This window comes from Dyadobacter ginsengisoli DSM 21015, from assembly GCF_059568735.1.
In genome coordinates this window covers 82,649-107,916 of record NZ_JCANTY010000010.1, presented here as the reverse complement: position 1 = coordinate 107,916, position 25,268 = coordinate 82,649, and the positions used below count along the sequence as shown (strand labels likewise).

Here is a 25,268-nt window from a genome sequence, read left to right as displayed (position 1 = left end):
GTTACTCGGCCATTTCTTTGCGGGCATTCAGATACCCTTTGATCACTGTAAACGTGGTAATCGCCAGGAAAAAAAGGATAATGTACTGCACGTAGTCTACGATCCATGGGAATTTTTCGCCGAAAAGGTAACCTCCGCCAGTCAATGTGAAGATCCAGATCGCCCCTCCCACTACATTATTGATCAAAAATGAAGGAAAGGACATTTTCACCAGTCCCGCGAGGATGGGAGCGAATGTGCGGACGATGGGAAGAAACCGGCTAATGATCAATGTACGGCTTCCGTATTTTTCGAAATAGTTACGGGTAGTCTCGATATGCTTCTTTTTAAAGAAGAATGAATCCGGCCGGTTTTCGAACATATCTCCGAAATATTTCCCGAAAATATATCCCACCAGCGAGCCCAGTACCGCCGCTGTGAACATGCTGATCAGCAGAATTGCGATCGGCACGTCCAGGATACCGGTGCCACAGAATACCCCCGCGAGAAAAACGAGGTAATCACCTGGTAAAAAGAAGGCGAAGAACAGGCCGTTTTCCGCAAATACGATGAAGGTGATGACCAACAGCCCCCCAGTACGAATGATCTCTTCAGAATTAAGTATGTACTGGAAAAACTCGACAATTGAATCCATAATCTGCAATCGAAAGACGGCCCGCTTTCCGGTACCGGTTTGTTGATTTTTTAAAATTAAGCATTTTCCGACAGTTCGAGCCACCGCATTTCCTTATTCACCTGGCTGTCATTAATTTCCTCAATCTGCAGTGCCCATTTAGCCAGCTCTTCATGTGTACCGCCATTGTTCAGGCTTTCAACCAGTTGAGCTTTGGTTTTCTCCATTTTGGCAATGTCCGCTTCAAGCTGTTCCATTTCCTTTTGCTCTTTGTAGCTCAGCTTTCTTTTGCCAGTGGCTGCCGGAACGATCTCGGGTTCTTTCGGCGCCACTGCAACAGGTGTAGCAGCCTTCGGTGCATTGCTGCTTGCCGCCAGTTTCTTCTCAGCTTCCTGTTCATCCTGGTAGTCGCGCAGCTCGGTATAATTACCCGGAAAATCGCTGATCTTACCATTTCCGTCGAACACAAAAATATGTTGGACCAACCGATCCAGAAAATAACGGTCGTGCGAAACGATCATCAGGCAGCCCGGGAAATTGAGCAGAAACTCTTCGAGTACATTCAGACTGTCGATATCCAGGTCATTGGTAGGCTCATCAAGGATCAGGAAATTCGGTTGTTTGATCAGGATTAACAGAAGTTGCAAACGCCGCCTTTCTCCTCCGCTGAGTTTGGAAATAAAATCATATTGCTTGGAAGGCGAGAACAGAAATGCCTGCAACAAATGCCCGACAGTCACAGTTTCGCCAGTACCGAGCTGCACCACTTCCGCCACGTCCTTGACAATGTCGATCACGCGCTGGTTTTCATTAAAAACGAGATCCGTCTGTTTATAGTAACCAAATTGTACGGTTTCCCCCGTTGAGATCTTCCCTTTATCGGGCTGCAATTCGCCGGTGATCATGTTGAGAAGCGTCGATTTGCCCATTCCGTTCTTTCCAACCACCCCAATGCGATCGCCACGGCGAAATGTATATTCAAAGTTTTTGATCAGCTCACGCTCGTCAAAGCTTTTGCTGATGTTTTCCAGCTCGATGATCTTGCTGCCGAGCCTCGACGTGCGTACGTTCAGCTCCATTTGCACATCGAACTTTTTCTGGCTGGCCTTCTCCTTCAGTTCTTCGAATGCGTCGACACGATATTTAGCTTTTGTTCCCCGCGCTTTGGGTTGCCTTCTTATCCAATCCAGCTCCTTGCGCATGAGGTTGCGCGCCTTGTCGATCGTGGCCGCTTCCTGTTCTTCCCGCTCCGCTTTCTTCTCGAGAAAATAGGAATAATTACCCTTGTAACTATAAGCCGAACCGTGGTCCAATTCCAGCATTTGATTACAAACCGTATCGAGGAAGTAGCGGTCGTGGGTCACGACGAGCAGCGTAGTATTCGAAGTATTGAGATATTCTTCCAACCATTCAACGGTATCCAGGTCAAGATGGTTGGTAGGTTCATCGAGAATAACCAGGTCCGGGTCTTCCAGAAGTACTTTTGCCAAAGCAACCCTTTTTCGCTGGCCCCCTGAAAGCGTACCGTACGCGCTATCGGTATGATGGATGCCCAAGCGACCGAGGATCTCCTTGGTCCTGTATTCAAAATCCCACGCATTGAACTTATCCATATCCTCCATTACCTCCGCGAGTTCATCATGGTTATCGGTTTCAATGGCATGCTCATAGCGCTTCACCACTTGCGCCACAGGATTATTGGAAGAAAAGATTACTTCCAAGACCGGCAGGCTTTCATCAAATGCAGGACTTTGGTCGAGATATCCGACGCGAATATCCTTGCGGATGCTTACTTCACCTTCATCGGCGGGGATCTTGCCTGTCAGAATATTGAGGAACGTCGTCTTTCCGGTACCGTTTGTACCAATCAAAGCCACTTTATCGCCTTTACTGATTCCGAAATTGATATTTCTAAAAAGCCACCGGTCACCGAAGGACTTGGCTATATTTTCTGCCGAAAGGTAATTCATGATTAAATGTCAAATTCTGAATTTGCAAAGTTAGGACAGATATCAAACAACAAAGAAAAAATTCGTTTTCATAGGGTAAATAGGCTAATATTGCCGCTTATATTCAGTTAGATGGTTCCATTGAACACGTTCATTATCATGTCCAAAAAATTTCATTACCTAATCTTAACCGTTTTTCTTTGTTTTCAAGCAGTAGCGCAGGACAGTAATTTCAAGAGTTATACGCAAAAAATCGGAGGTAGTCCTCAGGTGTATGACATGGTCGCCATTCCCGGAGGTGAATTTACCATGGGAAGCCCGGCAGGAGAGAAAGGACGCAGAGCCGATGAAGGCCCTCAGCACAAGGTCAAAATTGAGCCTTTCTGGATGGGAAAGCATGAAGTGGTCTGGGATATTTACGATTTGTACGCTTTTAAAAACATGGAAAAGGAAATGGGCGCACGTCACCCGGATCCGGACAAAAGCGTTCAGAAAACCGACGCCAGCACAAGACCCAGCCCTCCTTACGTAGATATGTCATTCGGAATGGGAAGATCTGGCTACCCGGCAATTAATATGACACAATATGCCGCGATCTATTTCTGCAAGTGGCTTTATGAAAAAACAGGGATATTTTACCGTCTTCCTACCGAAGCAGAATGGGAATATGCCTGCCGTGCCGGTTCCAAAACACCCTATTCTTTCGGCGACGAATCCAAAATCGATGAATATGCATGGTACCGCAAAAACAGCGACGCAGCCTATAAAAAGATCGGCCAGAAAAAACCCAATGCATGGGGATTGCACGATATGCATGGCAATGTAATGGAATGGACTCTAGATCAATACATTCCGGACTATTACGCAAAACAGCCCGCAGGAGAAGCATTTGCTCCTGTGACTGAACTTTATCCTACATCCGTTCGCGGAGGTTCATGGGATGACGAAGCAGCAGACCTACGCAGTGCTGCGCGCACAGCGTCCAAACCCGAGTGGAAAATTCTCGACCCGCAATTGCCGAAAAGCGAATGGTGGATGACCAGCGCTTCGTTTGTAGGTTTCCGTGTTGTTAGACCTCTTAAAACGCCTTCTCCTGAAGAAATCAAGGCGTACTACAACCCCAAGTTGATTGAAGACTACTGATCATATTTAAACTCTTATATTTTAGAATAATGGAACAAAACAGACGTAATTTTTTGAAAGCATCGGGCCTCATCGCCGGCGGTGCCATCCTGAACCCGTTTACGGGCTACGGCTATAACAGTGCCGTAGGTGAGACGATCAGAGTTGCATTGATCGGTTGCGGTGGCCGTGGTACGGGCGCTGCTGCACAGGCGTTGAGCACTTCGCAAAACGTGCAGATCGTGGCTATGGCTGATGCTTTCAAGGACCGTCTTGATGATTCCTACAAAAACCTGACCGCTAAAAAATATAAAAATGCCGCGGGACAGCCAGTTGATATCAAAACCAAGGTGGATGTTCCCGAAGACCAGAAGTTTGTAGGATTCGACGCATTCAAAAAGGCCATCGCATTGAAGGATGTGGATGTTGTGATTCTTGCAACGCCTCCGGGCTTCCGTCCTTCGCATTTCGAAGAGGCAGTGAAGAATAATAAGCATATTTTTATGGAAAAACCAGTTGCAACCGATGCACCGGGTATTCGTAAAGTGCTTGAAGTAGCGGAAGAAGCTAAAAAGAAAAAATTGAACGTCGTAGTCGGTCTGCAACGCCACTACCAGGCCAACTACCGCGAAGCAATCAAAAGAATCCACGACGGTGCGCTGGGTGATATCGTAGGCGGACAGGTATATTGGGTAGGAAGCAGTCCATGGATGAAAGAACGCCAGCCCAGCCAGACTGAAATGGAATACCAAATGAGAAACTGGTATTACTTCAACTGGCTTTGCGGTGACCATATCTCAGAGCAGCACGTTCACAATATTGATGTTGCCAACTGGGTGAAAAAAGGATATCCCGTTTCTATCCAGGGTACAGGCGGTCGCCAGGTGCGTACCGGCAAGCCTTATGGCGAGATCTTCGACCACCACACTCTTGACCTCGTTTATGCGGACGGAACAGTTATTTCCAGCCAATGCCGCCAGTTCGAAGGAACCTGGAACCGCGTTGACGAGGCTTTCGTAGGAACCAAGGGGCGTATCGACAGCTTCGATGGCAAAAAGACTATCCTGAAAGACTACAAGGGAGGCGTGATTTATCAACATGACGACAAAGGCGACAAAAATCCATATCAGGTGGAACATGATGAGCTGTTCGCAGCGATAGCGAAAGGCGAATACAAATTCGCTGATGCTGAGAATGGCGCAAAAAGTACGATGACTGCCATTATGGGGCGTATGGCGACATACTCCGGGAAGATGATTAAATGGGAAGAAGCGTTGAATTCAGATATCAACCTGTTCCCTGACAAACTGGCCTGGGATGCATCTCCGAAAATCCTGCCAGGTCCTGATGGGCTTTATCCTGTTGCTATCCCCGGAAAGACCCAGGTCATATAATATACATGCTATCACCAACAAAAATGGCCCGTCATGGGCCATTTTTGTTGGTGATAGCATTTCTCGACACGAATTCTTATATTCGGTAAGAGAATTCTGACGATACCTATTGTGCAACGAAATATGTAGTCAGTGAAACTAAGCCTCAGAAACGCTATCCTTATCTTGCTTGCCGGCATGCTTGTACTGGCAGTAGGCTCGTTCCTAAATTCCTCTAAAACTCAATTCAGCGATCCAGTCATTCTTTCCGGCCTCGCGATCGAATTTATAGGGACCATCTGGCTGGTTCTATACCTCAACCAGCGCCGTAAACGCCACAAAGTCTGATCTATAACTTACTCGACCTGTTCCTGAGATAGAAGTCCGCCAAAACCAATGCTGCCATCGCTTCGACAATAGGTACAGCGCGTGGTACTACGCAAGGGTCGTGACGTCCTTTACCCTGTACGATCGCGACGTTTCCAAACTGATCTACGCTTTCCTGATCCTGCATAATCGTAGCAACCGGTTTGAATGCGACGCGGAAGTAAATGTCTTCCCCGTTCGAAATGCCGCCCTGGATACCACCGGAATGGTTTGTCCTTGTATGAACGTCTCCATTCTCATCTGTATAAAATGCATCGTTGTGTTGAGACCCCGGGACTAAAACTCCATCAAAACCACTGCCGTACTCGAATCCTTTCACAGCATTGATACTGAGCATCGCTTTTCCGAGTTCTGCATGGAGCTTATCAAAAACAGGCTCTCCCCATCCAACGGGTGCTCCCTTGACAACGCAATTAACGACCCCGCCAATTGAATCACCCTGCTTTCTGACGCTATCGATGTAATCGAACATTTGCTGCGCCATTTGAGGATCCGGACAACGTACCGCATTCTTTTCCGTCTCAGTAAGATCCAGATCCTGATAACTCTTTTCCAATTTCATTACCCCGACTTGTGACACATAAGCCTGGATACTGACTCCCAGATCAGTCAGAAGCAGCTTCGCAAGTGCGCCCGCCGCCACGCGCGCAGCCGTTTCGCGGGCAGAACTACGCCCACCTCCACGATAGTCACGTACACCGTATTTGACCTGGTACGTGTAATCCGCGTGAGAGGGCCTGAATTGCGCCGCTATATGCGAGTAATCCTTGCTTCGCTGGTCTTCATTCCGGATTACCATCGCGATGGGCGTACCGGTCGTTTTTCCCTCGAATACTCCCGACAATACCTCGAACTCATCCGCCTCTTTACGTTGCGTCGTTATCCTCGACTGTCCGGGCTTTCTTCTTGTCAATTCGCTTTGTATAAAATCCGGGTCAAAAGTCACGCCCGCAGGGCAACCCTCTATCACCACCCCGATTCCTACACCGTGGGACTCCCCAAATGTGGCTATTTTAAATATTTTTCCGTAAGTGCTACCCATTCTACTTATTTTCTAAATACCCAAATCATCGTGACCAGTAACAGCACTATCACAATGTTGGTCAAATCCTTTAAAATTCTCTTATAATCGACACGTTCACTGCTGCTATCAAGGTTCTCCAGATTATCATACAACCCTGAAGAGCCCGACAAAGACAAATTGGCAAGCTTATAATCGTCCCCTCTCACATCCAAAGATGCCGCAGATCGGAGCGTATCATATTTTTGCTTTTCAATATCAAAATAAATCCATTGAAAATATCTTCCCAAAGGAAATTCGCCATCCTTCCTGGGAACAACAAAATAATCAAAAGTCTTCTCACCTATCACACTCTGATAGCTCCTTTTCACCACCTGGCTCACTTCCGGGGGGTAAATATCGAATGAAGAGCTTGCCTGAATTATCGGTGCAGGAATGGCAGTGATATTACCTACCCCTTCTACCTTAAACATATAACGAAGACTCTCCCCTGGATAAACAAGCTCGCTAGACAACCGCTCCCTCAAACTATAATGCCCGACAGCCACCTGATCGCGGAGCGGATGATCGGGTAACTGCTTTACGGTAATTCTAATTGGTTTCGAGCGGAACGGTCTCACTACCTTCTTATCGACATTTACTGCCCCAACGTTCTCCGTAACCAGCATATCCAGTTTCACCGAAGGCAACAGAATATCCTCCGTTGTAATCGGAAACAATCTTGCCTGGTACATATTATACTCTGCGTATTTACGCCCGCGGATTGTGACCCTTCTCTTGATAATTTCTTCTACCCCAATATTCTCCTCCCAGCAATTCACGGGACGTAATGACTTTAATAGCAATTGGAGTTGTTCATTAAATCGATAAAACTCCATTTGCACAGATGCATTCTCCGCTATATAGAGCGAGACTCTCACTGCAAATCCCTGTCGTATATAAACATCCCTGCGATCGGTCTGTACGGAGAGAAATACGGGCTGGCTATTATCGTCTAGTTCCGTTACAGGCGGCGTCTCATTTGTCGGCGCGTTATTAACATCACTCCCTGAATTGGCAAAGACAACCATCACCTCCTCTGAGTGTAGCCTCAGATTATTTACGGATAGTGTAAATTCGGGGATCAGATAGTTTCCTGCTTTCGATGCGTAATACTCCTGAGTGATGGTCTGGATTACCACTTTTTTTCCGTCCACCATACTGACGGAGCTGGTGGCCGACTTGCTCCTCTTCTCGAGATCCTTAATTTCCGGAAAAATAACCGGTGGTCGGGTATCTGCGTCCCGCAACACGACCGATATCAATAGTGGCTGATCGAGTGTCAGATTCTTTGATCCAAATTCGATTGTGGCGAGATTATCCGTGGGTTGCGTGAAAGCTATACCCGAAAAACACAAAAAAATATTTAATAACGCATATAATTTCATTTCAGTTTTTCGTTATCTTTATTAGGAATTGCTGAAATCAAAGCGTTTTATGGGATTCCTTGTTGTTTTTCGTTATCCCTAAACCACAAAACTACATAATACTATGGCCTCGATGCTTGAATACATTAAAATTATTCTTCAAAAAGTCAGCTTCGACCGGAAATTATTTGAAAAGGAACTCAGAAAGGCAATACGCATGTTGATGCCTGTCGAGATTAAAAGGCTTAGACAATGGTGCTATGACCACTATGCGACTGTACATCTACCAGTGTTAAACAACTGCTTCGCACGACTTTCCTCACTTGGTTAACGACGTTAGCTGATATTATTTACTCTACGGATCCAAACAAGAGAGCCGCCCGGGAAGTCCAGGCGGCTCTCTTGTTTGGATGATCTCTCAGGTTATTTCTTCTTAGGTGCCGGCTTTGTTGCAGGAGCAGCCGCAGCAGGTTGTGCAGCAGGTGCTACCGCCAGTCCCAACGCCTCTTTGGCAGCAGCGTTGTCTGGATCTACTTTCAAGAGTTTCTCCCAGTACTCCTTAGCTTTCGCTGCATCTTTGACAGTCGACTGGTTATAGAATGCCAGATATCCGTATGCCAATTTCAGGTAAGTCTTATACTTGCTTGGATCAGGGTCTTTTTCCGCCAGCTCTGTCAGCTTTTGGTAATAAGGCGCTGAGATTCCTTTATCAACATTTTCCTGTCTGTCGTAAGCATTGTAAAGTGTACTTGCTCTCCAGTAATATCCGTATGGCCATTCAGGCAGCTTTTGAGTTACGGTAGCGAAGAGCGAATCCGCTCTCAGATACAAATTACGTTTGTCTGTCACAATTTTTACGCTGTCCGCAAAATTTGGTTCTCCTGATTTGGGTACGACAATGCCCTGCGCAGTCTGGAAGTTCGCAAGTCCCTCATAGTAGTAATCGTTAGCCGTTGCTTTCGCAGTATCAAGGCTATTACCTTTATTGTATGCAGCAGCTGCCTTAGGGAAATCCTTTGCAGCATAATACAAGCCTGCTACTTCCTTATATGCAGCGGCCGCCTCGGCTTTGCTCGTATCCAGATCGGCACCCTTCAGAATATAAACCATTCCCAGTGAATCATATCCCTTTCCGTCTGTTGCTTTCGAATTGATTGCACGGCCAAGATATTTGTAGTCGTCACCAATCACCTTATCAGGAGCTATCTTAATAAATTCTTCCAGATTCTGGATCGCTTTATCAGGCTCGTTGGTCTTGAAATAAGCCCATCCGTACATCCGCTTCGTGATAGGATTGTTGATCTTCTCTTTGGCATCTTCCAGGAATTGCAATGATTTTGCATAGTCGTCAGCAGTAAACGCGAACTGAGCACCTCGCAATTTCATTTCAGGGTCGGTACTACCACTCTTCTGAAGATATAGATCGAAGTTTTCAGCAGCTTGCTTATACTTTTGAGCGAAGAAGTACAATTCAGCCAGGTCTTTGTAAGCAGGTGCGAAGTTAGCGTCCGCCTCAATAGCTTTCTTGTAGTTCTCAAGAGCCAGGTTATAGTTCTTACCACGCAGGTAAATAGAGCCGATACTGTTGTGCGCAACCGGGTAGTTAGGTTTCGCAGTTAACGCATATTCATATGCAGTTACCGCATTACCTCCTTCATTGCGAAGCATTAATGCATCCCCCTTTGCAATGTAAGCGTCTGCAAGGTTCTTATCACGTTTGATTGCAGCGTCCAGCAAACGAATTGCTTCCGCCGGATCATTATTCTTCTCAAAAAGCGTATATGCCTCGCCTATACGGAAAAGAACTTCCGCATCTTTTCCCTTCTTCTTTTCAGCAGTATCGAAAAGCTCTTTCGCCTTTGCGCGATCACCTTTTGCCAAAGCAACCGTTCCAAGGCCAACCTGATTCAAATACGATTTCTCGTCAAGTTGCAGGCCTTTTTCAAATGCTTTTTGCGCCTCATCCAATTGGTTGGTTTTAATATAGTAATAACCAAGGTAATATTGGTTATCAGCAGAAGGGCTTCCTTCAGCAAGCTTCTTTAATGCGGCGCCCGCTTCGTTATAACGTTCTCCGTGAATCAATGCTAAGCCATCCTGTACCGTCTGTGCGTGTAAGTTAACAAACGCTAATAAACCAAATACCAATGCTACTAATTTCATTCTCATGTTTCTGTTCATTTTTTACCCGGTTAAAATAATGATAAAAAACTTGGTTTTTCAATAACAAGCCCCAAATCTACTAATTGTTTACGTTCATTATAAGTCTTTTCCACTCTTGATTTCAAGTTCCCTGGGATAGACCACAGTCGGTAGTAACCCAACCTTCTGAATGATCAGCCCCCCCACGTCACGCGCGATATAGGTCATCAGCCCACCTCCCAGTCCGGAATAACCCTCCCTGCTTATGATATACAAATCCCTGTATAGAGGGTACCGTTTAAACTCCAACCCCGCCTGAAACGGCTGAATATATTCCGAAAGCGAATCGGGGTGGGCATCCTTGGCAACACCCATTACTCTGATACCCTTAGAAAGTTCCTCTGAGGCCAGTGAATGTCCATCGCTAATCCAGTTCACACCGATAAAGCCCAAATGCAGCGGATTTTCCCTGACGTCCTTGATCACGTTTTCATTCGATCCCGCAGAAATAATCCTCAGCTTCTGAATGTCCTTGATCCCAAATTTATTAAGCACGAAATTGAGGTTACTTGCATTGGCATTGTCAAACACCAAAGTGATTAAACCCTCCTGCGTACCCCTTATCCCGGACCAGTCGGTAATCTTTCCCTCCATAATCGCTTTCAATTCAGGGACCGTAATCAGGCTGTCTGAGTTGCTTTTTCCGATCACAAGCGCAAGGCCATCTGTCGCGATATGTTGAAACTTCTGGGTCCCCTTCTGTTTTTTGATCATATTCAGTTCCCGTTCATTCAATTGGCGGGTTGCGAATATGATTCTTGCACTATCATTCAAAAGCTGTCTGATAGCTTCCTGTTCCGGTTTGTAATCAATTTTGAAATGTGCATTGGGATAAATTCCCTCATACGCATTCGTCAAAGAGTTCACCAATGGCTTAAAGGACTCGTCAGCAGCGACCGTAATGGTCCCCTGGCGCGGGTTATCCAGATCGCTATTGGACGAAGAACATCCGATGAGTACTGCCGCTCCGAGCAAAGTCAACGACAGTAATCCTCCCAATCTATATTTCATGACTCTTCCTGATTTCTTCTCCAAACCCTGTACGCCCTGTAGGCTCCGTATAAAATAAGTGTGCCAGCAAAAGCATAACGCGGGACACTACCAATCGGCAACAATCTAAATGAGAAGGAGGAGAGGATCAAAAAGACCCCTCCTCCTATGTATGCCAGAGCCATTACCACAGAGGCCAGATCGAGGATCTTCTCATGCAATGGTTTCTCCCTCATGCGTTACTCCAGTTGGAAGTTGATCGGCAGGTTGTATTTTACACGAACCGCACGTCCTGATTGCTTACCTGGCTTCCATTTTGGCATAGCTTTCACTACGCGGATCGCCTCTTCATCGCAACCAAAACCCAATCCTTTCAAAACCTGAACATCCTGTATACTTCCGTCAGTGTTAACAACGAAGGACATGAAAACCCTTCCGGAAACGTTGGCACGGGATGCCGCACTTGGGTACTTAATGTTTTTGCCCAGATACTTGTACATTTCTGAGGTACCTCCAGGGAACTCGGGTTGCTGCTCAACCACTGTAAATACCTTTTCAGGTTCAGGGGCTGCTTCTACCACCGTTCCTTTGCTAGGCGCGGCAACAGCTTCAGGTGCAACAATGATCTCGTTCGCGTTAGGATCACCTTCGATGGTCTTGTCGGCAACAACAGCTTCCTTGATTTCTTCTACTGTTGGTGGCGGAACCTCTTCCGGAACCTCTTCATCCTTCTTTACCTCGGGAGGTAAGAATTTCACCGTGTTCACCTTAGGTTGTTCAACGGGTGGTGGTGGTGGTGGCGGTGGTTCCGCAGGGTCAATTGGCGGCGGCGGGATCTTCATCAAATCCACTTCAACCATCGGGGCTTCTTCTTCCTTACCAGCCGTCAAGCTGTTAATGATTGACGGTGTAAACATGGCAAGAACAAAAAGCGCCGCTCCGATTATAGTGGCCTTCGTCACATCTTTACGATAACCCTGACGAAGAGAAAATGCTCCGTACGCCTTATTACGATCAGCAAACACTATATCATCCAGTGTTGCATTCGGGCCGAATTCTGCCATGGCGCTTGATTGATTTTGATTTAAAACTTAATTTTTTGGTACTATTTTGTCACCCAAGACCTTCTTCTCTGAATCGGTCAGATTGTCTACGAGAGCATAACGCTTCGTTTTGGTGATCGCCATTTCATCCAGTACGTCTACCATATTCTTATAAGTAGATACCGGTGTCGGCTTGATTACCACAACAAAAGCCTCATTACCGTCTTTGTCTTTGGGGTTAGCCGCGTTGATACGCTTCTGAGATGCAAAAATTACACTTCTGAGGTCAAATCCGTAGCGGGTTGTTTTCAGAGAGGTAGCTGCTTTATCATCATCAGCCGCAATCCCGTCCAGATAGTACACGTCGTCGTTCTCTCCCATAAACAGGGTCAATACTTTCGACGCCTTCAAAGGCTCAGTCGGCTTTTCCGTATCCTCAGTTTTGTCAGGCACGGCAAGGGACATCGATGTCGGCTTCGACATGGTTGTCGCAAGCATGAAAAAGGTAATAAGCAAAAATCCTAAGTCTACCATTGGAGTCATGTCCACACGGGTGGACATCTTCTTGGCCCGAACCTTACCATCACCTTTACCGTGCCCACCACCACCGGATTCTTCAATTGCTGCCATTTCTTCTAATTATTAAATGATAACACTATTCGTTTGTATAACCGGCCGGTGCTTGTTCACTACCTGTAATCAGGTTGAACTTATTGATGTTCTGCGACTGCAGGTTAGCCAACACGTCCTTGAATGCTGGGAACTTCGCTAGATTATCCCCCTTCAAAGCAATGCGTAACTGGCTATTCGCCTTACGTGCTGCATACACCCAGTCAGCAAGCTCACTTGCGCCTGTGGAGTCAACCGGAATACCAGGCTGTTTAACCTGACCCATTTGCTCTTTCGGCATATTCAACCAGGGCTTCAATTGGTTCAAAGGAAAACCGAAGCTTGATTGAAGCGCGAACTTCGCTTTTTCAGTATCGGTAAATGTGATGCCTTTCGCTTGTCCGATATTATCAAGCATTGCAACTCTGATCGGCTGAGCATCAACACCAAAGAACACCTTACCTGCTTTGTCGATACTAATGACCATGATATCATCGTCAGGGACTTTAATCTGCGAAATCGATGTGGGTGTTGTAATCTCCGCATCGTTCGACTTGAAAGTCGCCGTCATAATGAAGAAGGTCAAGAGCAAGAAAGCCACATCCGTCATGGCCGTCATATCAGTATGCGGCGCATGTTTCTTAGGCCTTACCTTTCCCATACAAATATATAAGTTTTTTTTATATTAACGAAACTTCACTATAAAATAGTTCAGAGAACTATCAATAATGTGCAGCAAAGTTCGACTGAAGGCTCATGCCAATTTCGTCGATGCTGTAAGTAAGATCGTCAACACGGCTGTTTAGGTAAGCATAAGAGATTGTCGCGATAGCCGAAGTACCGATACCAAGAGCTGTATTGATAAGGGCCTCAGAGATACCGGTCGCAAGAGCTGCAGAGTCAGGAGAACCTGAAGTACCCAGAGCCGCGAACGCCTTGATCATACCGATTACCGTTCCAAGAAGTGCCAAAAGAGTAGAAGCACCCGCCAATGTAGCGATAATGGTCAGGTTTTTCTGAAGCATTGGAAGTTCAAGTGTAGTAGCTTCTTCGATCTCTTTCTGAAGGGCAGCCAGTTTCTGTTCTTTGTCAAGAGCAGTTTCTGTAGTCAATTGTTTGTATTTCAAAAGACCCGCCTTGATAACGTTACCAACAGATCCTTTTTGCTTATCGCATTCTTTGATTGCTTCTTCGATTTGGTTTTTGTCAAGCAAACCTCTCACCTTGCGAACGAATGAGTCAATGCTGCCTGAGCCGCTTGCCTTGTTCAAAGTGATCAGACGCTCAATTGTAAAGGTTAATACGATCAGGAAACACGTCATCAAGATCGGTACGATAGGACCTCCCTTGTAAACGATTCCGTAGTAATCTCCATCGATTGGGCCTTTTGCGTGATCGCCATCTTTAAAGTGCTCGGGAGCTCCCAGCACGAAAATGTAAACACAAAGCGCAATCGCAAATAGTAGAGGGATTACCAATGCCGGGTTCAAACCGCCTTTGCCTTTTGTTGCTGCCGCAGCAGGCTTTGGAGCTGGTGCCGGACTTGTAGCTTTCTTTTCCATCAGACTTACTTTTAAAGGTTAAATTGAGATTTTGGTTGTGAATTAAATAAAACTTTTGGTTTAAACTGGTTTTCGTAAAATAAAATTTTGAATGCTTTTCGGATAAACGACATCTACAAAAGTATGAGTTTTCCTTTTAAAAAAAAGCAAGCGTTTCGGCAGATTTTTTCTCAAATTTTTCGCAGATTCCGTTCTGAATTGCATATTTTAAAGATTACCTTACCCTCTATTTTAGTAAATTTTCCCGTTTTAATACTGATTGCGAAGCGAATATCGACAACTTGGAAACTTACATATAATTGTACTCTTTACCCTCTTGTGTATCAACATGTTTTTTAGTGAGGAGTTTTGCGTTTCAAAATATTTCAAGATTACCTTAGAAAAGCAAATTTTATTTTTCTCCTACTATGTGTCTTAACAACAATTTTAAAATCCGGAGGTCGGAATTTCCGCGGATAGCCCGAAATTTGACTAATTCAATCCGCCGCTTACCGCGATTTTTTGAGACCTCCCAACCGGTCGGCATCAATTTCCGGGCTCGCCCCGTTAGCGGAATGACAAAAATCCGGTAATTTTGGGTCTCCGCGTCTAACAGGAAGATTAACTTAACAAATTCTTAAAATACAATGAAAATTGATCAGGAGTCGCTGAATAAGATCGCCCATCTGGCGCGGCTTGAGATAAAGCCTGAGGAACAAGCTGCTCTTCTGAAAAGTATGGATTCTGTCCTGACCTGGATGGACCAGCTCAACGAGATCGATACCGACGGAGTGGAACCTTTGACACACGTTCTGGATGAAGGCAACAACTGGAGGGAAGATCAGGGTGCCAACACCCTCACGCGGGAGGAAGCACTGTTTAATGCCCCCTCGAAAAATAGTACCTATATAATGGTACCTAAAGTGATTGAGTAAGTATAGGACAAATTGTCCTATACCTCAACAATCGACTTTAAAATTATCCGCATCAGACAATGCAGGGAAACTCTGCCGATAGGCTGTCAGCTCCGCTTTGGAAATGCGTACCATCCTTTCCGTCTCATGACCCGCCAGCATCGCGATCGGCTCTCCCAGATAATCGAGCGCGATAGAGTCGCCCCGATATTCCAGACCGTTTCCATCCACCCCGATCCGGTTCACACCTATTACATAGCTCTGGTTTTCGATAGCCCTCGCCTGTAAAAGCGTATTCCACGCATGCGCACGCCTGGCGGGCCAGTTAGCCACATATATAAGTATATCGTAGGGATCGCTCTGCAGGTTACGACTCCAGACAGGAAAGCGCAGGTCGTAACACACCAGCGGACATATCGTCCATCCTTTCCATTCGAATTGAAGCCGTGTGTCGCCTGCGCTGTAATGGCGGTTCTCCTCTCCCATCCGGAAAAGATGACGTTTATTCGCTTTGAGATAACTACCGTCCGGTCGCATGCACAAAAGCCTGTTGTAAAATCGCCCGCTCTCACTCACTGCGAAGCTTCCTATGATCAGCGCATTGGTTTGCCCGGCAATCTGCCTCAGCCAGCGGGTGGTTGTCAGGTTCATGGGCTCTGCCAGGGAGATGTTCATTGTGAAACCCGTATTGAACATCTCCGGCAACACGATCACATCCGCAGGTTCCTCCAATGCTGCTATCTTCTCCTCCAGAGATGCAAGGTTCGCCGTTACATTTTCCCAATGGAGATCCGTTTGCACCAATGCAATGGAAAGAACTTCGTTTTGTTCCTGATGCATTCCGAATGTCGATTTGATTAGACCTATTTACGGCTTGGGAACCGCATGCGATAATCTGCATCCACGTTACCCTTCGAAATGTCGGTCAGTTTCTTTTTTATGAACTGTTTCTTAAGAGTCGGCAGGTAGTCGACAAACAGCTTACCTAATAAATGATCGTATTCGTGTTGGATAATCCGCGCAGCCATTCCGGTATACTCCTCTTCATATTCGTTCCAGTCGGTGTCACGATAGCGGATACGGAGTTTTTCAGGGCGGTACACATCCCCTCGGATTCCCGGGATACTGAGACAGCCTTCTTCAAACGCCCATTCCTCCCCGGTCTCTTCCAGAATCTCCGGATTCACAAATGTTTTCTTAAAATCGGCCAGTGACAGATCCGGCTCATCCTCATCGTCGTCATCGCGTTCGCTGAACGGTGTTCCGTCGACCACAAAAATCCGGATGTTCAAACCGATTTGTGGAGCTGCAAGCCCCACACCATTAGCGCCATGCATGGTTTCGAACATGTCCTCTGAAAGCTTCTTCAAATCCACTTCATCTCTTTCAATAAAGCGGGTGGGCTTTCTCAGAATAGGGTCTCCATATGCGACTATCGGGTAAATCATGTTATTGAACTTTTGCTTCCTATATAATATGTACTATTTACAAATTCCCTCTGCTTTCCATAAAGGACTGCAGGATGATGGTGGCACTCACCTTATCGATATTTCCCTTATCTCTTCTGTCCCTTTTTTTGGATCCGGCGGCAATCATGGATTGAAGTGCCATGGACGAAGTAAACCGCTCGTCGTGCAGATGCACCGGGATCTGCGGAAAGTTTTTCTGCAGTGTCTTCACAAAAGCTGATACCCTCACAGCGTTCTCACTATCGCTATTATCGAGTTTTTTAGGCATGCCTACAACAAATGCCTCTACCTCCTCCGCCTGCAGGTATTTCCTGAGAAATTCTGGAAGGGCATGCGTAGGTATGGTATCCAGCGCCGTTGCAATGATTTTCAATGGGTCAGTTACGGCGATTCCGCTGCGTTTGGCACCGTAATCGATCGCCAGAAGACGTGGCATGTGCTTAAAATATGTTAATAAATTGCAAAGATAAGACCTTTCCCTTAGCTTTTCCCGATTCCCCCAGCCGATCGTACATTTTGACTGGACGCATTACGGAATCCGATTATCTTTGCTTTATGATTGAAAAGCGCTGGATCCACCACCCTCCATTTACCTCTGAACAACAACAAGTTGCGGAGCAACTCGCAGAATCTTTAAAAGTAAGTCCTTCACTGGCAACACTTTTGGTTCAGCGCGGCATTCTCGATTTCGAACAATCACGCGATTTCTTCCGCCCCGAAATTCATCACCTTCACGACCCGTTCCTGATGAAAGATATGGAACAGGCTGTTGCCAGAATTGCCAGGGCTATTAATCACGGAGAGAAAATTCTCGTTTATGGTGATTACGACGTGGACGGCACGACATCCGTCGCATTGTTTTATGGTTTTCTGAAAAGAATCTACGATAAACTCGATTACTACATTCCCGACCGGTACGAGGAAGGGTATGGGGTTTCATGGCAAGGTGTCGAATGGGCCGAGGCGAATGGCTTCACCTTGATCGTGACATTGGATTGCGGGGTGAAATCTGTGGACAAAGTCACAGTAGCGGCGGAAAAAGGGATCGACTTTATCATATGCGACCACCACCGTCCCGGAAGCGAGCTTCCTCCCGCAGTAGCCGTGCTGGATCCCAAAAGGGAAGACTGCCTTTACCCTTATAAGGAATTAACAGGTTGCGGCGTTGGCTTCAAGCTTTTACAGGCTTTTTGCCAGCGTGAAGGAATGAACCCGGATACCCTTTATGACTACCTCGACCTGCTGGTGGTCAGTATAGCCTCTGACATCGTACCCATTACGGGCGAAAATCGTGTCCTCGCTTTTTACGGACTTCAAAAACTCAATGCTACGCCAAGAACTGGCATTAAAGCACTAATTCAAATTTCCGGCATTTCGGGCGCACTGGATATTACCAATGTGGTCTTCGGACTAGGGCCGAGGATCAATGCCGCGGGAAGGATCAAGCACGCGAAAGAGGCCGTCCGGTTATTGCTTTCTGAAATAGAAGAAGAAGCCATGGAGTTCGCGCAGGAAATCAATAAGCATAACAGCGAAAGACGGAATTTCGACTCCAGCATTACAGAGCAGGCACTTTGGATGATCGAAAACGACGATTGGTTTTCAGACGCCAAAAGCACGGTACTCTATAAGGAAGACTGGCACAAAGGGGTAATCGGCATTGTAGCCAGCCGATGCATCGAAAAATACCACCGCCCCACGATTATTCTCACACAATCGCATGGAAAGGCGGCAGGTTCGGCCCGCTCTGTTCCCGGTTTCGATGTATACGAAGCCATTGAGGAGTGTGCGGACCTACTTGAACAATATGGTGGCCATACTTTTGCGGCAGGACTGACTTTACCGCTCGACAACGTGGAGGCATTCAAAAAACGTTTCAACGACATTGTGAGCAGCCGCATCCTTCCGGATCAGCTTGTACCTATGATTAATGTCGACATGCTGCTGGAACTGGAAAATATTACCCCTAAATTCTTCAATATCCTCCGGCAAATGGGACCATTCGGTCCCGGCAATATGACGCCGGTTTTCGAATCCCGGAACATAACCCTCGTGGGACGTCCAATGCTGATGAAAGAAAAGCATATCAAGTTTGATGTGCGACAGAGTAACTCAACTACTTTTACAGCAGTCGGCTTCGGAATGGGGCACTTCTACCCTGATATTGTTAACGGACGCCCATTTTCGATTTGTTACTGTCTCGAGGAGAATAACTTTCGCGACAAGAAAACACTGCAGCTTTCGTTGAAAGACATTAAACTGCATTGAAACACCCGGCATTGAATTAAACGAACGATGATACTTAGAACTGAAAACCTTGTCAAGAAATACGGGGTTCGTCTTGTCAACAATAATGTGAGTTATCAGGTGGAGCAGGGGGAAATCGTTGGGCTCCTGGGCCCAAACGGGGCCGGTAAAACCACCTCCTTCTATATGGCTGTCGGATTGGTGAAACCCAACAGCGGGAAAGTATACCTGGACGACAAAGACATAACCGACTTACCGATGTACAAGCGGGCGAGGCTGGGCCTGGGTTACCTGGCTCAGGAAGCTTCGGTATTCCGCACATTGACCGTCGAGGAAAATATCAAGGCCGTATTGGAAATGACCGATCTCTCGTCGCAGGATCAGAAAAACAAGGTAGAAGAGCTGATAGAAGAATTTCACCTGGGCCATGTCCGTAAAAGCAAAGGAATGGTGTTGTCCGGGGGAGAACGCCGTCGTACCGAAATTGCGCGCTCGTTGGCGGTGGACCCCAAGTTTATTCTTTTGGACGAACCTTTCGCCGGTGTAGACCCTATTGCTGTGGAAGACATTCAAAGTATCGTCGCCAAGCTCAAACACAAAAACATCGGTATCCTTATCACCGACCACAATGTAAACGAGACGCTCTCGATCACCGACAGGGCTTATCTGCTTTTTGAAGGAAAAATATTGAAACAGGGAACAGCCGAAGAACTTGCCGAGGACGAGGTAGTTAGGCGTGTGTACCTTGGGCAGAATTTCGAATTAAAAAGAAAGATCTGAATCCCTCCAGCATAGAAAAGGGAACGCTCAGCGGCACTCCCTCTCTTACAATTATTCACCATGAACTGTATTACTAATCAAAAGGAATAACAGCAAATGTTACTTTTTGGGGCACTTCTTACAGTGCTTTCCTTTCTTTTTATACTTCTCACAACACTTCTTGAATACACATTCGGTACTGTCGCCGATACTCTTCATCCAGAAACACCCCTCTTCGGAACCGGTATTGCATTCAATATTAGAAAAAGCGCTCATCCCACGTTGCTGTTAAAACTCAGGCAAATGTAACACCTATTTAGAATGATTCAAATGTTTAACCGAAATTGTTTTGAATAAATCTAAATAGTCAAAACCAGGAGAACGGCTACTTGTCGGTTAGCCCGGAAAATATTCAGTGATCGCCCACAGCAATATTGCATCACCGGACCGCATACCCTTTTGCCCGTAACACGGCGTAAATATGATCCGGCGTGACCACCTTTTTATGGTAAGAAAGCGTTACCGCATCAGCTTTGACGTCCACACTTCCTTTTCTTACACCTTCGATACAGGCAAGGTCGCCCTGTAACTGTTCCGCATCACATGAAACCGCCAGGCGAATGTTCAGCTGCCGGTGGTTCCTGAACCGCTCGAAATGCTGCTCAGCCAAAATCTGGTTCTCATTTTTGAAAGGCTCACGATAGTCAACCGCAAGTCCCGTAGCGGCAATCAGCCAGCTCAGGCAGTAGGAGATCATCTCTGTACGGTTGTGGAAGTGTCTGTCAAAGATATAGAATGCAAGCAACCGGCCGCTGAGCCACAACAATACGCCCCATTGCAAAATTTGGAAAAACATCTGGTGCTCTGCCAAAAAGCGGGTATTCACAAATGACAATGAAGCAATGGACACTAAAGGTACCAGACAGCAACTGATATGCAAAAGCGTTACTACGACACTGAAAGACAAGGAGTAAACGGATCGCATAAATGTAAAATCGTATGGTGCTATTGTTTATTAAAACTATTTACTTCATTTTTGCAACATTGTTGCATTTAATAAAGTTCCATAGCCTATGAACATGCTTCCTCCCAACATAGCGTTGCTAAGCCTGCTCCTCATCGCTTCATGCCGCCGAGAGCATGAAAAAAGCCGCGAACTGATTGAAGCCAACCGTTTGCATCTTGAAGCCATAAAAATTGCTCACCAACTTGAAAAGAAACTGAAAAAACTGCCAACACAACGGGACTCCCCGACGACGAGAGTCCGGGTCGATAGTCTGCAAAATCTCATCGAGTTATGGGAAAGTAATGTGATCGAGGTACCCGGCTTTCCACATGCACATAATCATGCGCATGGTGCCGGCGAGCCCAAAATCGCACCCCCGATGACCGATGAATCTATGCTCGATTACCAGCAAAAATCCTTGGAAGCCATCAGAGCATTGCAAATAGAAGTAGAGACATTCAGAATCGCTGACCGACCATGAAAATAGCGTTCCTGGTTGCAATGATGTTTTTCATGGCCGCTGAGCCTGTTCAGGTAAGCTGGAAACGGCTTGCCGATGTCCGGTTTTCGCGTCGGCTCAATAACGAAGTCAATATGTATTTTCTCTACCCTGCATTCGGCCCGTCGGTGATGGCATTACAGGGAAAGGAGGTGATCAGGGGCTACATGATACCTGTGGACGAAAACGACAACATCTACGTGATTTCGGCCAGACCGATGGCCAGTTGCTTCTTCTGCGGAGGCTCCGGCCCCGAATCCATCGTGGAACTTCAGTTCCGCAAGAAAAAGCAACGTTTCAGGACGGACGAAATAAGGTCCATCAGAGGAAAGCTTATGCTCAATACCAGCGATATCGATCATCTCAACTATATTCTACAGGATGCCGAGGTGGCCGACTAGGTATTACTGGATTTTCTCCCAGATTTCGTGGATCGGCTTCCCGTCGCTACTCTTTCCGCTATGGTCCCAACGGCCGTTCTCAAGTTTGAAATCAAATTTCAGGGAAGAACCAACGCGGTTGTTGTCTTTGGAAAAAAACTGGATATTCTCGGTGTATTTGCCATCCTTGGCGGTATAAGTTCCGCCGCCGGTTGCATAGAATCCTTTGACGGCCGGATCGATCGCAAACCATTGGAATCGGGTCGCGGAAAGCATTTTTATCGTCTTGCGCGTCCCCTGCTGGTGAATTTGAGCCATATCACCTTGTGCATTTGCCCGCCCGGTGATATGCCACGCCCCGGCCATCGGCACATTCGCTGCGTCGTCCACCCGCATCCACACCATCGCTTCTTCGTATCTGAGCGTGAGAATATCATCTTTCACAGTAACCGTGAAAACCACCGGGATCCCAATTTTGGCGGTATCTGCCGAATTGAACTCCGGCGTGTAAGTGATCTGGTTACCGCTCATCGTAAAAGGCCCACCTTCAGCCCGTTCAAAATATTTATTCCCAACACTATATGAGGCGATTGCCAGGTAGTTATCGGCCACAATGAGCGTCGACGTACTGCCGGTCGGCTCCTGGGACTTCCAAGCACCCTTGGGTACCTGAGCCATTGCCATGGCGGAGATAAAAAGAAAGGCGGTTGTCAATATATGTTTCATTTTGATCGGGTTTGATGAACTACCATATACGTTATCAAAATTATGCCAATCCGGGATCGACGCAATCTTTCAGCGTAAAACTTCCCTCAAAATATCCAGCGACTTGATTTCACCGAGCGAATCCATATGGATTTTATAAAAGAAAATCAGCTTTTCAAGAATGGCGATCCGGCGTGACCTGTCCATCGGAATGGACAGACCGTAGCCATTTTCCAGCATTTGCCTGATGGCAGTTTGTTCCCAACCGTCCGACAAATGGGGATAGTGATTGTCTTTCAACTCATTTTCAAGGTCCTCCGTTGTTTCTACCCCAAAACCCAGATAATGGGCGAGCTGCATCAGAAACTGTATGTGAAAGTTCTCAAAACCGCCCTCCGCATTGTCCAGGTACTGCACCGCATGTTCGATAAAGCGAAAAAGAGGCTCATTATTTTCTTCCTCCCGAAGCGTTTTGCCCAGAATCTCAGTCATAAAAAGCCCAAGGCCCGATTTTGTTACATCAAAAGGAATGGAAAAAAAGGGCGCGTAGCATTTAAGCTCGGAAATGCGGTGAATGGTATCCTCCCTGTTCTTGTGGTACACGACCATATCCAGCAATGTGAGCGGCTGAAACAATGCAATCCGGTTATTTTTCGACTTACTGCTCCGTACACCGTTGACGATATAAGTCTGTATTCCAAAGGATTCCGTATAAATTTTGGCGATAATGGAAGATTCCCGATAACGGATGTAACTTAAGGCAATACCACGCGTTTTATGAAGCATGTCGAATCTTGATGTTCATTTGATCAAAAATAGTTATCTTTCTATACAGTTCGTCATCAGTCGCCTGTTTGGGCAGGCAGGAAATTGAGATCCGAAAAATCGTAAGATTTTGAAGTTTTTTAAGCCAAAGGATTTGTACCTTTGTAAGAAATAGCGAACTAAACGAAGATACAAATTCGTTACGCTAATATTCAGGGAATACGCTTTGCATACCAGCAAACACCAATATCTCTAAAGCATTACTCTTCTTATGAGCGACGCCATTAAGCATGAGTGCGGAATAGCACTTATCCGTCTTAGAAAGCCTTATCAATACTACATCGACAAGTACGAAACGCCGCTGTATGCTGTTCACAAGCTTTCGGTGATGATGGAAAAACAGGTCAACCGGGGCCAGGACGGAGCCGGAGTAGCCAACATCAAGATTGATGTCCCCCCCGGGAAACGATATATCAGCCGATACAGATCCGTAGAGCCTCAACCGCTTACGGACATTTTCTCCAAAATCCACAAGAAATTCCGCAAGGGCCTCAAAAACCACCGGGACCGTGCTTCAGACGCTAAATGGTTACAGGAAAACCTCGCTTTTACAGGAGAGGTTTGGTTGGGACATCTTCGTTACGGCACACATGGAACCAATGAGGTTGAGAACTGCCATCCGATGCTGCGCCAAAGCAACTGGAGAAGCCGAAACCTGGTTATGGCGGGCAATTTCAACATGACCAATGTGGATGAGCTTTTCGGCAAACTGGTTTCACTCGGCCAGCATCCCAAAGAGAAAGTGGATACCGTAACGGTAATGGAAAAAATTGGACATTTCCTGGATGAAGAAAATCAGCGGGTGTTCGAACGTTTCAAGGGAGTTTATGAAAATCCGACCTTGTCCGACGTCATCGAGGATAACATCGACCTGCCCCGTTTGCTTTACCGGTCATGCCGGGACTTCGATGGTGGTTATGCGATGTGCGGTCTTACCGGTTATGGCGCATCTTTCGTAATCCGCGACCCGGCAGGCATCCGTCCCGCATTCTACTATGCAGATGATGAGGTAGTTGTGGTAGCATCGGAAAAGCAGGCGATCAAAGCGGCATTCAATGTAGACTATAACCAGATTACTGAAATCACTCCCGGTTCGGCATTGATCATCGATAAAAACGGCGAATACAATGAATTCCCGATCCTTCCGCGTCTTGAAAAACGCTCGTGCAGTTTCGAACGCATTTATTTCTCCCGCGGCACCGATCCGGATATTTACAACGAGCGCAAGCAACTAGGCAAGCTGCTGATCCCGCAGATCCTTAAAGAAGTTAACTACGACCTCGAAAATACCATCTTCTCCTACATCCCTAACACCGCTGAAACCGCGTTCCTGGGGATGATCGAAGGATTGGAAGAATATTTGGCAAAAAAACGGAAGCAGGCCATTATGGAAGGCATCCTCTTCGAAGCCGATCTTGAAAAAGTGCTGTCATTCCGTCCACGGATCGAAAAGCTTGTAACCAAGGATGTCAAGTCGAGAACCTTCATTACGGCTGACGCGTTGCGTGACGATATGGTTTCGAGCGTTTATGATACCACATTCGAAGTCGTTCGCAAGAATGTCGATACGGTTGTCATTATCGACGACTCCATTGTACGGGGTACGACTTTGGAAAAAAGCATCCTGACCATGCTGGACAGGCTGAAACCGAAAAAGATCGTAGTCGCTTCTTCCGCTCCGCAAATCCGTTTCCCTGATTGCTATGGAATCGATATGTCGAGAATGAAGGACTTCGTAGCATACCGTGCAGTTCTTAAGCTTCTCGAAGAACGCGATCTGGAATATATGCTGGAAGATGTTTATACCCAAAGCGTTACATCCATTGCTACCAGAAATCCCTACCATACCAATTACGTAAAAGCATTGTATGAGCCGTTCTCCGACGAAGAAATCTCGCAAAAAATCGCTGAGATCATTCGCCCGAAAGACCTCAATGCAGAATTGTCCGTTGTCTTCCAGACTGTCGAAAATCTGCACAAGGCTTGTCCAGGACATTTGGGAGACTGGTATTTCACAGGCAATTACCCGACACATGGCGGGAATAAGGTTGTAAACAAGGCCTTTACCAATTCCTACGAAGGTAAATTGGAAAGAGCTTACTGATAGATCTGATTAATTGGCAAAGCCGGCTTGGAAACAGGCCGGCTTTTTTCGCGCGCATCAGGCCGAACCGTTCCGGCTTTTTTGCATGAAGTTTAGTAACATTT

The 25,268-nt window shown here is 46.4% G+C and carries 25 protein-coding genes; 9 read left to right on the top strand and 16 right to left on the bottom strand.

Annotated elements, in window-relative coordinates:
* Position 1: 1 nt before the first annotated feature.
* Together BP71_RS31370 and BP71_RS31365 are read right to left on the bottom strand one after the other, a co-directional pair.
* The gene (locus tag BP71_RS31370) at positions 2-634 is read right to left on the bottom strand and encodes a DedA family protein (RefSeq protein WP_496385578.1); all 633 of its coding nucleotides are present in this window, start codon (positions 632-634) and stop codon (positions 2-4) included.
* A 56-nt stretch (positions 635-690) separates the two neighbouring features.
* Positions 691-2,583: an ABC-F family ATP-binding cassette domain-containing protein gene (locus BP71_RS31365; protein WP_496385577.1), complete on the bottom strand. Its 1,893-nt coding sequence runs from the start codon at positions 2,581-2,583 to the stop codon at positions 691-693.
* A 138-nt stretch (positions 2,584-2,721) separates the two neighbouring features.
* On the opposite strand from BP71_RS31365, the gene BP71_RS31360 reads away from it, so the two are divergent.
* Together BP71_RS31360 and BP71_RS31355 are read left to right on the top strand one after the other, a co-directional pair.
* Positions 2,722-3,705, top strand: coding sequence for a formylglycine-generating enzyme family protein (locus tag BP71_RS31360; protein ID WP_496385576.1), 984 nt, complete (start codon positions 2,722-2,724; stop codon positions 3,703-3,705).
* A 29-nt stretch (positions 3,706-3,734) separates the two neighbouring features.
* Complete coding sequence (locus tag BP71_RS31355) at positions 3,735-5,078, top strand: Gfo/Idh/MocA family protein (RefSeq protein ID WP_496385575.1); 1,344 nt, start codon at positions 3,735-3,737, stop codon at positions 5,076-5,078.
* 328 nt (positions 5,079-5,406) lie between these two features.
* Here the strand turns inward: BP71_RS31355 and aroC are convergent, their stop codons facing one another.
* Positions 5,407-6,486, bottom strand: a complete 1,080-nt coding sequence (aroC, locus tag BP71_RS31350) for a chorismate synthase (protein ID WP_496385574.1) — start codon at positions 6,484-6,486, stop codon at positions 5,407-5,409.
* Between the two features lie 5 nt (positions 6,487-6,491).
* On the bottom strand, positions 6,492-7,892 hold the full coding sequence (locus BP71_RS31345) for a BatD family protein (RefSeq protein ID WP_496385573.1): 1,401 nt from the start codon (positions 7,890-7,892) through the stop codon (positions 6,492-6,494).
* 103 nt (positions 7,893-7,995) lie between these two features.
* Here BP71_RS31345 and BP71_RS31340 point away from each other — a divergent pair, with 103 nt between their 5' ends.
* Complete coding sequence (locus BP71_RS31340; protein ID WP_295934679.1) at positions 7,996-8,202, top strand: hypothetical protein; 207 nt, start codon at positions 7,996-7,998, stop codon at positions 8,200-8,202.
* Between the two features lie 92 nt (positions 8,203-8,294).
* Here the strand turns inward: BP71_RS31340 and BP71_RS31335 are convergent, their stop codons facing one another.
* The 6 genes from BP71_RS31335 to BP71_RS31310 form a co-directional block, all read right to left on the bottom strand.
* Positions 8,295-10,040, bottom strand: a complete 1,746-nt coding sequence (locus BP71_RS31335; protein WP_496385572.1) for a tetratricopeptide repeat protein — start codon at positions 10,038-10,040, stop codon at positions 8,295-8,297.
* Positions 10,041-10,130: 90 nt separating this feature from the next.
* On the bottom strand, positions 10,131-11,084 hold the full coding sequence (locus BP71_RS31330) for a substrate-binding domain-containing protein (RefSeq protein ID WP_496385571.1): 954 nt from the start codon (positions 11,082-11,084) through the stop codon (positions 10,131-10,133).
* Positions 11,085-11,302: 218 nt separating this feature from the next.
* On the bottom strand, positions 11,303-12,127 hold the full coding sequence (locus BP71_RS31325) for an energy transducer TonB (RefSeq protein ID WP_496385570.1): 825 nt from the start codon (positions 12,125-12,127) through the stop codon (positions 11,303-11,305).
* 27 nt (positions 12,128-12,154) lie between these two features.
* On the bottom strand, positions 12,155-12,736 hold the full coding sequence (locus BP71_RS31320; RefSeq protein ID WP_496385569.1) for an ExbD/TolR family protein: 582 nt from the start codon (positions 12,734-12,736) through the stop codon (positions 12,155-12,157).
* Between the two features lie 25 nt (positions 12,737-12,761).
* Positions 12,762-13,376 carry an ExbD/TolR family protein gene (locus BP71_RS31315; protein ID WP_496385568.1) on the bottom strand — a complete coding sequence of 205 codons (615 nt, stop codon included), beginning with the start codon at positions 13,374-13,376 and terminating at the stop codon, positions 12,762-12,764.
* 61 nt (positions 13,377-13,437) lie between these two features.
* Positions 13,438-14,277 (bottom strand): MotA/TolQ/ExbB proton channel family protein, encoded by an 840-nt coding sequence (locus BP71_RS31310; RefSeq protein ID WP_496385567.1) that lies wholly within the window; start codon positions 14,275-14,277, stop codon positions 13,438-13,440.
* A gap of 626 nt (positions 14,278-14,903) precedes the next feature.
* Between BP71_RS31310 and gatC the strand changes: the two genes are divergently transcribed.
* The gene (gene gatC, locus BP71_RS31305) at positions 14,904-15,191 is read left to right on the top strand and encodes an Asp-tRNA(Asn)/Glu-tRNA(Gln) amidotransferase subunit GatC (protein WP_496385566.1); all 288 of its coding nucleotides are present in this window, start codon (positions 14,904-14,906) and stop codon (positions 15,189-15,191) included.
* A 24-nt stretch (positions 15,192-15,215) separates the two neighbouring features.
* Here the strand turns inward: gatC and BP71_RS31300 are convergent, their stop codons facing one another.
* From BP71_RS31300 to ruvX, 3 genes are read right to left on the bottom strand one after another with little or no spacing between them, the layout of a single operon-like run.
* Positions 15,216-16,010 carry an amidohydrolase gene (locus tag BP71_RS31300; protein WP_496385565.1) on the bottom strand — a complete coding sequence of 265 codons (795 nt, stop codon included), beginning with the start codon at positions 16,008-16,010 and terminating at the stop codon, positions 15,216-15,218.
* Positions 16,011-16,033: 23 nt separating this feature from the next.
* On the bottom strand, positions 16,034-16,618 hold the full coding sequence (gene def, locus BP71_RS31295) for a peptide deformylase (RefSeq protein WP_496385564.1): 585 nt from the start codon (positions 16,616-16,618) through the stop codon (positions 16,034-16,036).
* 37 nt (positions 16,619-16,655) lie between these two features.
* A complete protein-coding gene (ruvX, locus tag BP71_RS31290; protein WP_496385563.1) occupies positions 16,656-17,075 on the bottom strand; it encodes a Holliday junction resolvase RuvX in 420 nt (139 codons plus the stop codon).
* 119 nt (positions 17,076-17,194) lie between these two features.
* On the opposite strand from ruvX, the gene recJ reads away from it, so the two are divergent.
* A complete protein-coding gene (gene recJ, locus BP71_RS31285) occupies positions 17,195-18,907 on the top strand; it encodes a single-stranded-DNA-specific exonuclease RecJ (protein WP_496385562.1) in 1,713 nt (570 codons plus the stop codon).
* A 27-nt stretch (positions 18,908-18,934) separates the two neighbouring features.
* The gene (gene lptB, locus BP71_RS31280; protein WP_496385561.1) at positions 18,935-19,666 is read left to right on the top strand and encodes an LPS export ABC transporter ATP-binding protein; all 732 of its coding nucleotides are present in this window, start codon (positions 18,935-18,937) and stop codon (positions 19,664-19,666) included.
* Between the two features lie 418 nt (positions 19,667-20,084).
* Here lptB and BP71_RS31275 read toward each other — a convergent pair whose 3' ends face one another.
* On the bottom strand, positions 20,085-20,630 hold the full coding sequence (locus tag BP71_RS31275; RefSeq protein ID WP_496385560.1) for a heavy-metal-associated domain-containing protein: 546 nt from the start codon (positions 20,628-20,630) through the stop codon (positions 20,085-20,087).
* Between the two features lie 88 nt (positions 20,631-20,718).
* Here BP71_RS31275 and BP71_RS31270 point away from each other — a divergent pair, with 88 nt between their 5' ends.
* Both BP71_RS31270 and BP71_RS31265 read left to right on the top strand, forming a co-directional pair.
* Positions 20,719-21,132, top strand: a complete 414-nt coding sequence (locus BP71_RS31270; RefSeq protein ID WP_496385559.1) for a hypothetical protein — start codon at positions 20,719-20,721, stop codon at positions 21,130-21,132.
* Positions 21,129-21,551, top strand: a complete 423-nt coding sequence (locus tag BP71_RS31265) for a DUF3299 domain-containing protein (protein WP_496385558.1) — start codon at positions 21,129-21,131, stop codon at positions 21,549-21,551. The genes BP71_RS31270 and BP71_RS31265 overlap by 4 nt, the downstream gene beginning before the upstream one ends.
* 3 nt (positions 21,552-21,554) lie before the next feature.
* Here BP71_RS31265 and BP71_RS31260 read toward each other — a convergent pair whose 3' ends face one another.
* Positions 21,555-22,256 carry a DUF4488 domain-containing protein gene (locus BP71_RS31260; protein WP_496385557.1) on the bottom strand — a complete coding sequence of 234 codons (702 nt, stop codon included), beginning with the start codon at positions 22,254-22,256 and terminating at the stop codon, positions 21,555-21,557.
* Between the two features lie 69 nt (positions 22,257-22,325).
* A complete protein-coding gene (gene recO, locus BP71_RS31255; RefSeq protein WP_496385555.1) occupies positions 22,326-23,021 on the bottom strand; it encodes a DNA repair protein RecO in 696 nt (231 codons plus the stop codon).
* Between the two features lie 250 nt (positions 23,022-23,271).
* On the opposite strand from recO, the gene BP71_RS31250 reads away from it, so the two are divergent.
* Complete coding sequence (locus BP71_RS31250) at positions 23,272-25,164, top strand: amidophosphoribosyltransferase (protein WP_496385554.1); 1,893 nt, start codon at positions 23,272-23,274, stop codon at positions 25,162-25,164.
* Positions 25,165-25,268: the final 104 nt, after the last annotated feature.

Coding starts and splice junctions, on each gene's coding strand:
- BP71_RS31370 (WP_496385578.1), bottom strand. CDS start 634: ATGGATTCAATTGTCGAGTTTTTCCAGTACATACTTAATTCTGAAGAG.
- BP71_RS31365 (WP_496385577.1), bottom strand. CDS start 2,583: ATGAATTACCTTTCGGCAGAAAATATAGCCAAGTCCTTCGGTGACCGG.
- BP71_RS31360 (WP_496385576.1), top strand. CDS start 2,722: ATGTCCAAAAAATTTCATTACCTAATCTTAACCGTTTTTCTTTGTTTT.
- BP71_RS31355 (WP_496385575.1), top strand. CDS start 3,735: ATGGAACAAAACAGACGTAATTTTTTGAAAGCATCGGGCCTCATCGCC.
- aroC (WP_496385574.1), bottom strand. CDS start 6,486: ATGGGTAGCACTTACGGAAAAATATTTAAAATAGCCACATTTGGGGAG.
- BP71_RS31345 (WP_496385573.1), bottom strand. CDS start 7,892: ATGAAATTATATGCGTTATTAAATATTTTTTTGTGTTTTTCGGGTATA.
- BP71_RS31340 (WP_295934679.1), top strand. CDS start 7,996: ATGGCCTCGATGCTTGAATACATTAAAATTATTCTTCAAAAAGTCAGC.
- BP71_RS31335 (WP_496385572.1), bottom strand. CDS start 10,040: ATGAGAATGAAATTAGTAGCATTGGTATTTGGTTTATTAGCGTTTGTT.
- BP71_RS31330 (WP_496385571.1), bottom strand. CDS start 11,084: ATGAAATATAGATTGGGAGGATTACTGTCGTTGACTTTGCTCGGAGCG.
- BP71_RS31325 (WP_496385570.1), bottom strand. CDS start 12,127: ATGGCAGAATTCGGCCCGAATGCAACACTGGATGATATAGTGTTTGCT.
- BP71_RS31320 (WP_496385569.1), bottom strand. CDS start 12,736: ATGGCAGCAATTGAAGAATCCGGTGGTGGTGGGCACGGTAAAGGTGAT.
- BP71_RS31315 (WP_496385568.1), bottom strand. CDS start 13,376: ATGGGAAAGGTAAGGCCTAAGAAACATGCGCCGCATACTGATATGACG.
- BP71_RS31310 (WP_496385567.1), bottom strand. CDS start 14,277: ATGGAAAAGAAAGCTACAAGTCCGGCACCAGCTCCAAAGCCTGCTGCG.
- gatC (WP_496385566.1), top strand. CDS start 14,904: ATGAAAATTGATCAGGAGTCGCTGAATAAGATCGCCCATCTGGCGCGG.
- BP71_RS31300 (WP_496385565.1), bottom strand. CDS start 16,010: ATGCATCAGGAACAAAACGAAGTTCTTTCCATTGCATTGGTGCAAACG.
- def (WP_496385564.1), bottom strand. CDS start 16,618: ATGATTTACCCGATAGTCGCATATGGAGACCCTATTCTGAGAAAGCCC.
- ruvX (WP_496385563.1), bottom strand. CDS start 17,075: ATGCCACGTCTTCTGGCGATCGATTACGGTGCCAAACGCAGCGGAATC.
- recJ (WP_496385562.1), top strand. CDS start 17,195: ATGATTGAAAAGCGCTGGATCCACCACCCTCCATTTACCTCTGAACAA.
- lptB (WP_496385561.1), top strand. CDS start 18,935: ATGATACTTAGAACTGAAAACCTTGTCAAGAAATACGGGGTTCGTCTT.
- BP71_RS31275 (WP_496385560.1), bottom strand. CDS start 20,630: ATGCGATCCGTTTACTCCTTGTCTTTCAGTGTCGTAGTAACGCTTTTG.
- BP71_RS31270 (WP_496385559.1), top strand. CDS start 20,719: ATGAACATGCTTCCTCCCAACATAGCGTTGCTAAGCCTGCTCCTCATC.
- BP71_RS31265 (WP_496385558.1), top strand. CDS start 21,129: ATGAAAATAGCGTTCCTGGTTGCAATGATGTTTTTCATGGCCGCTGAG.
- BP71_RS31260 (WP_496385557.1), bottom strand. CDS start 22,256: ATGAAACATATATTGACAACCGCCTTTCTTTTTATCTCCGCCATGGCA.
- recO (WP_496385555.1), bottom strand. CDS start 23,021: ATGCTTCATAAAACGCGTGGTATTGCCTTAAGTTACATCCGTTATCGG.
- BP71_RS31250 (WP_496385554.1), top strand. CDS start 23,272: ATGAGCGACGCCATTAAGCATGAGTGCGGAATAGCACTTATCCGTCTT.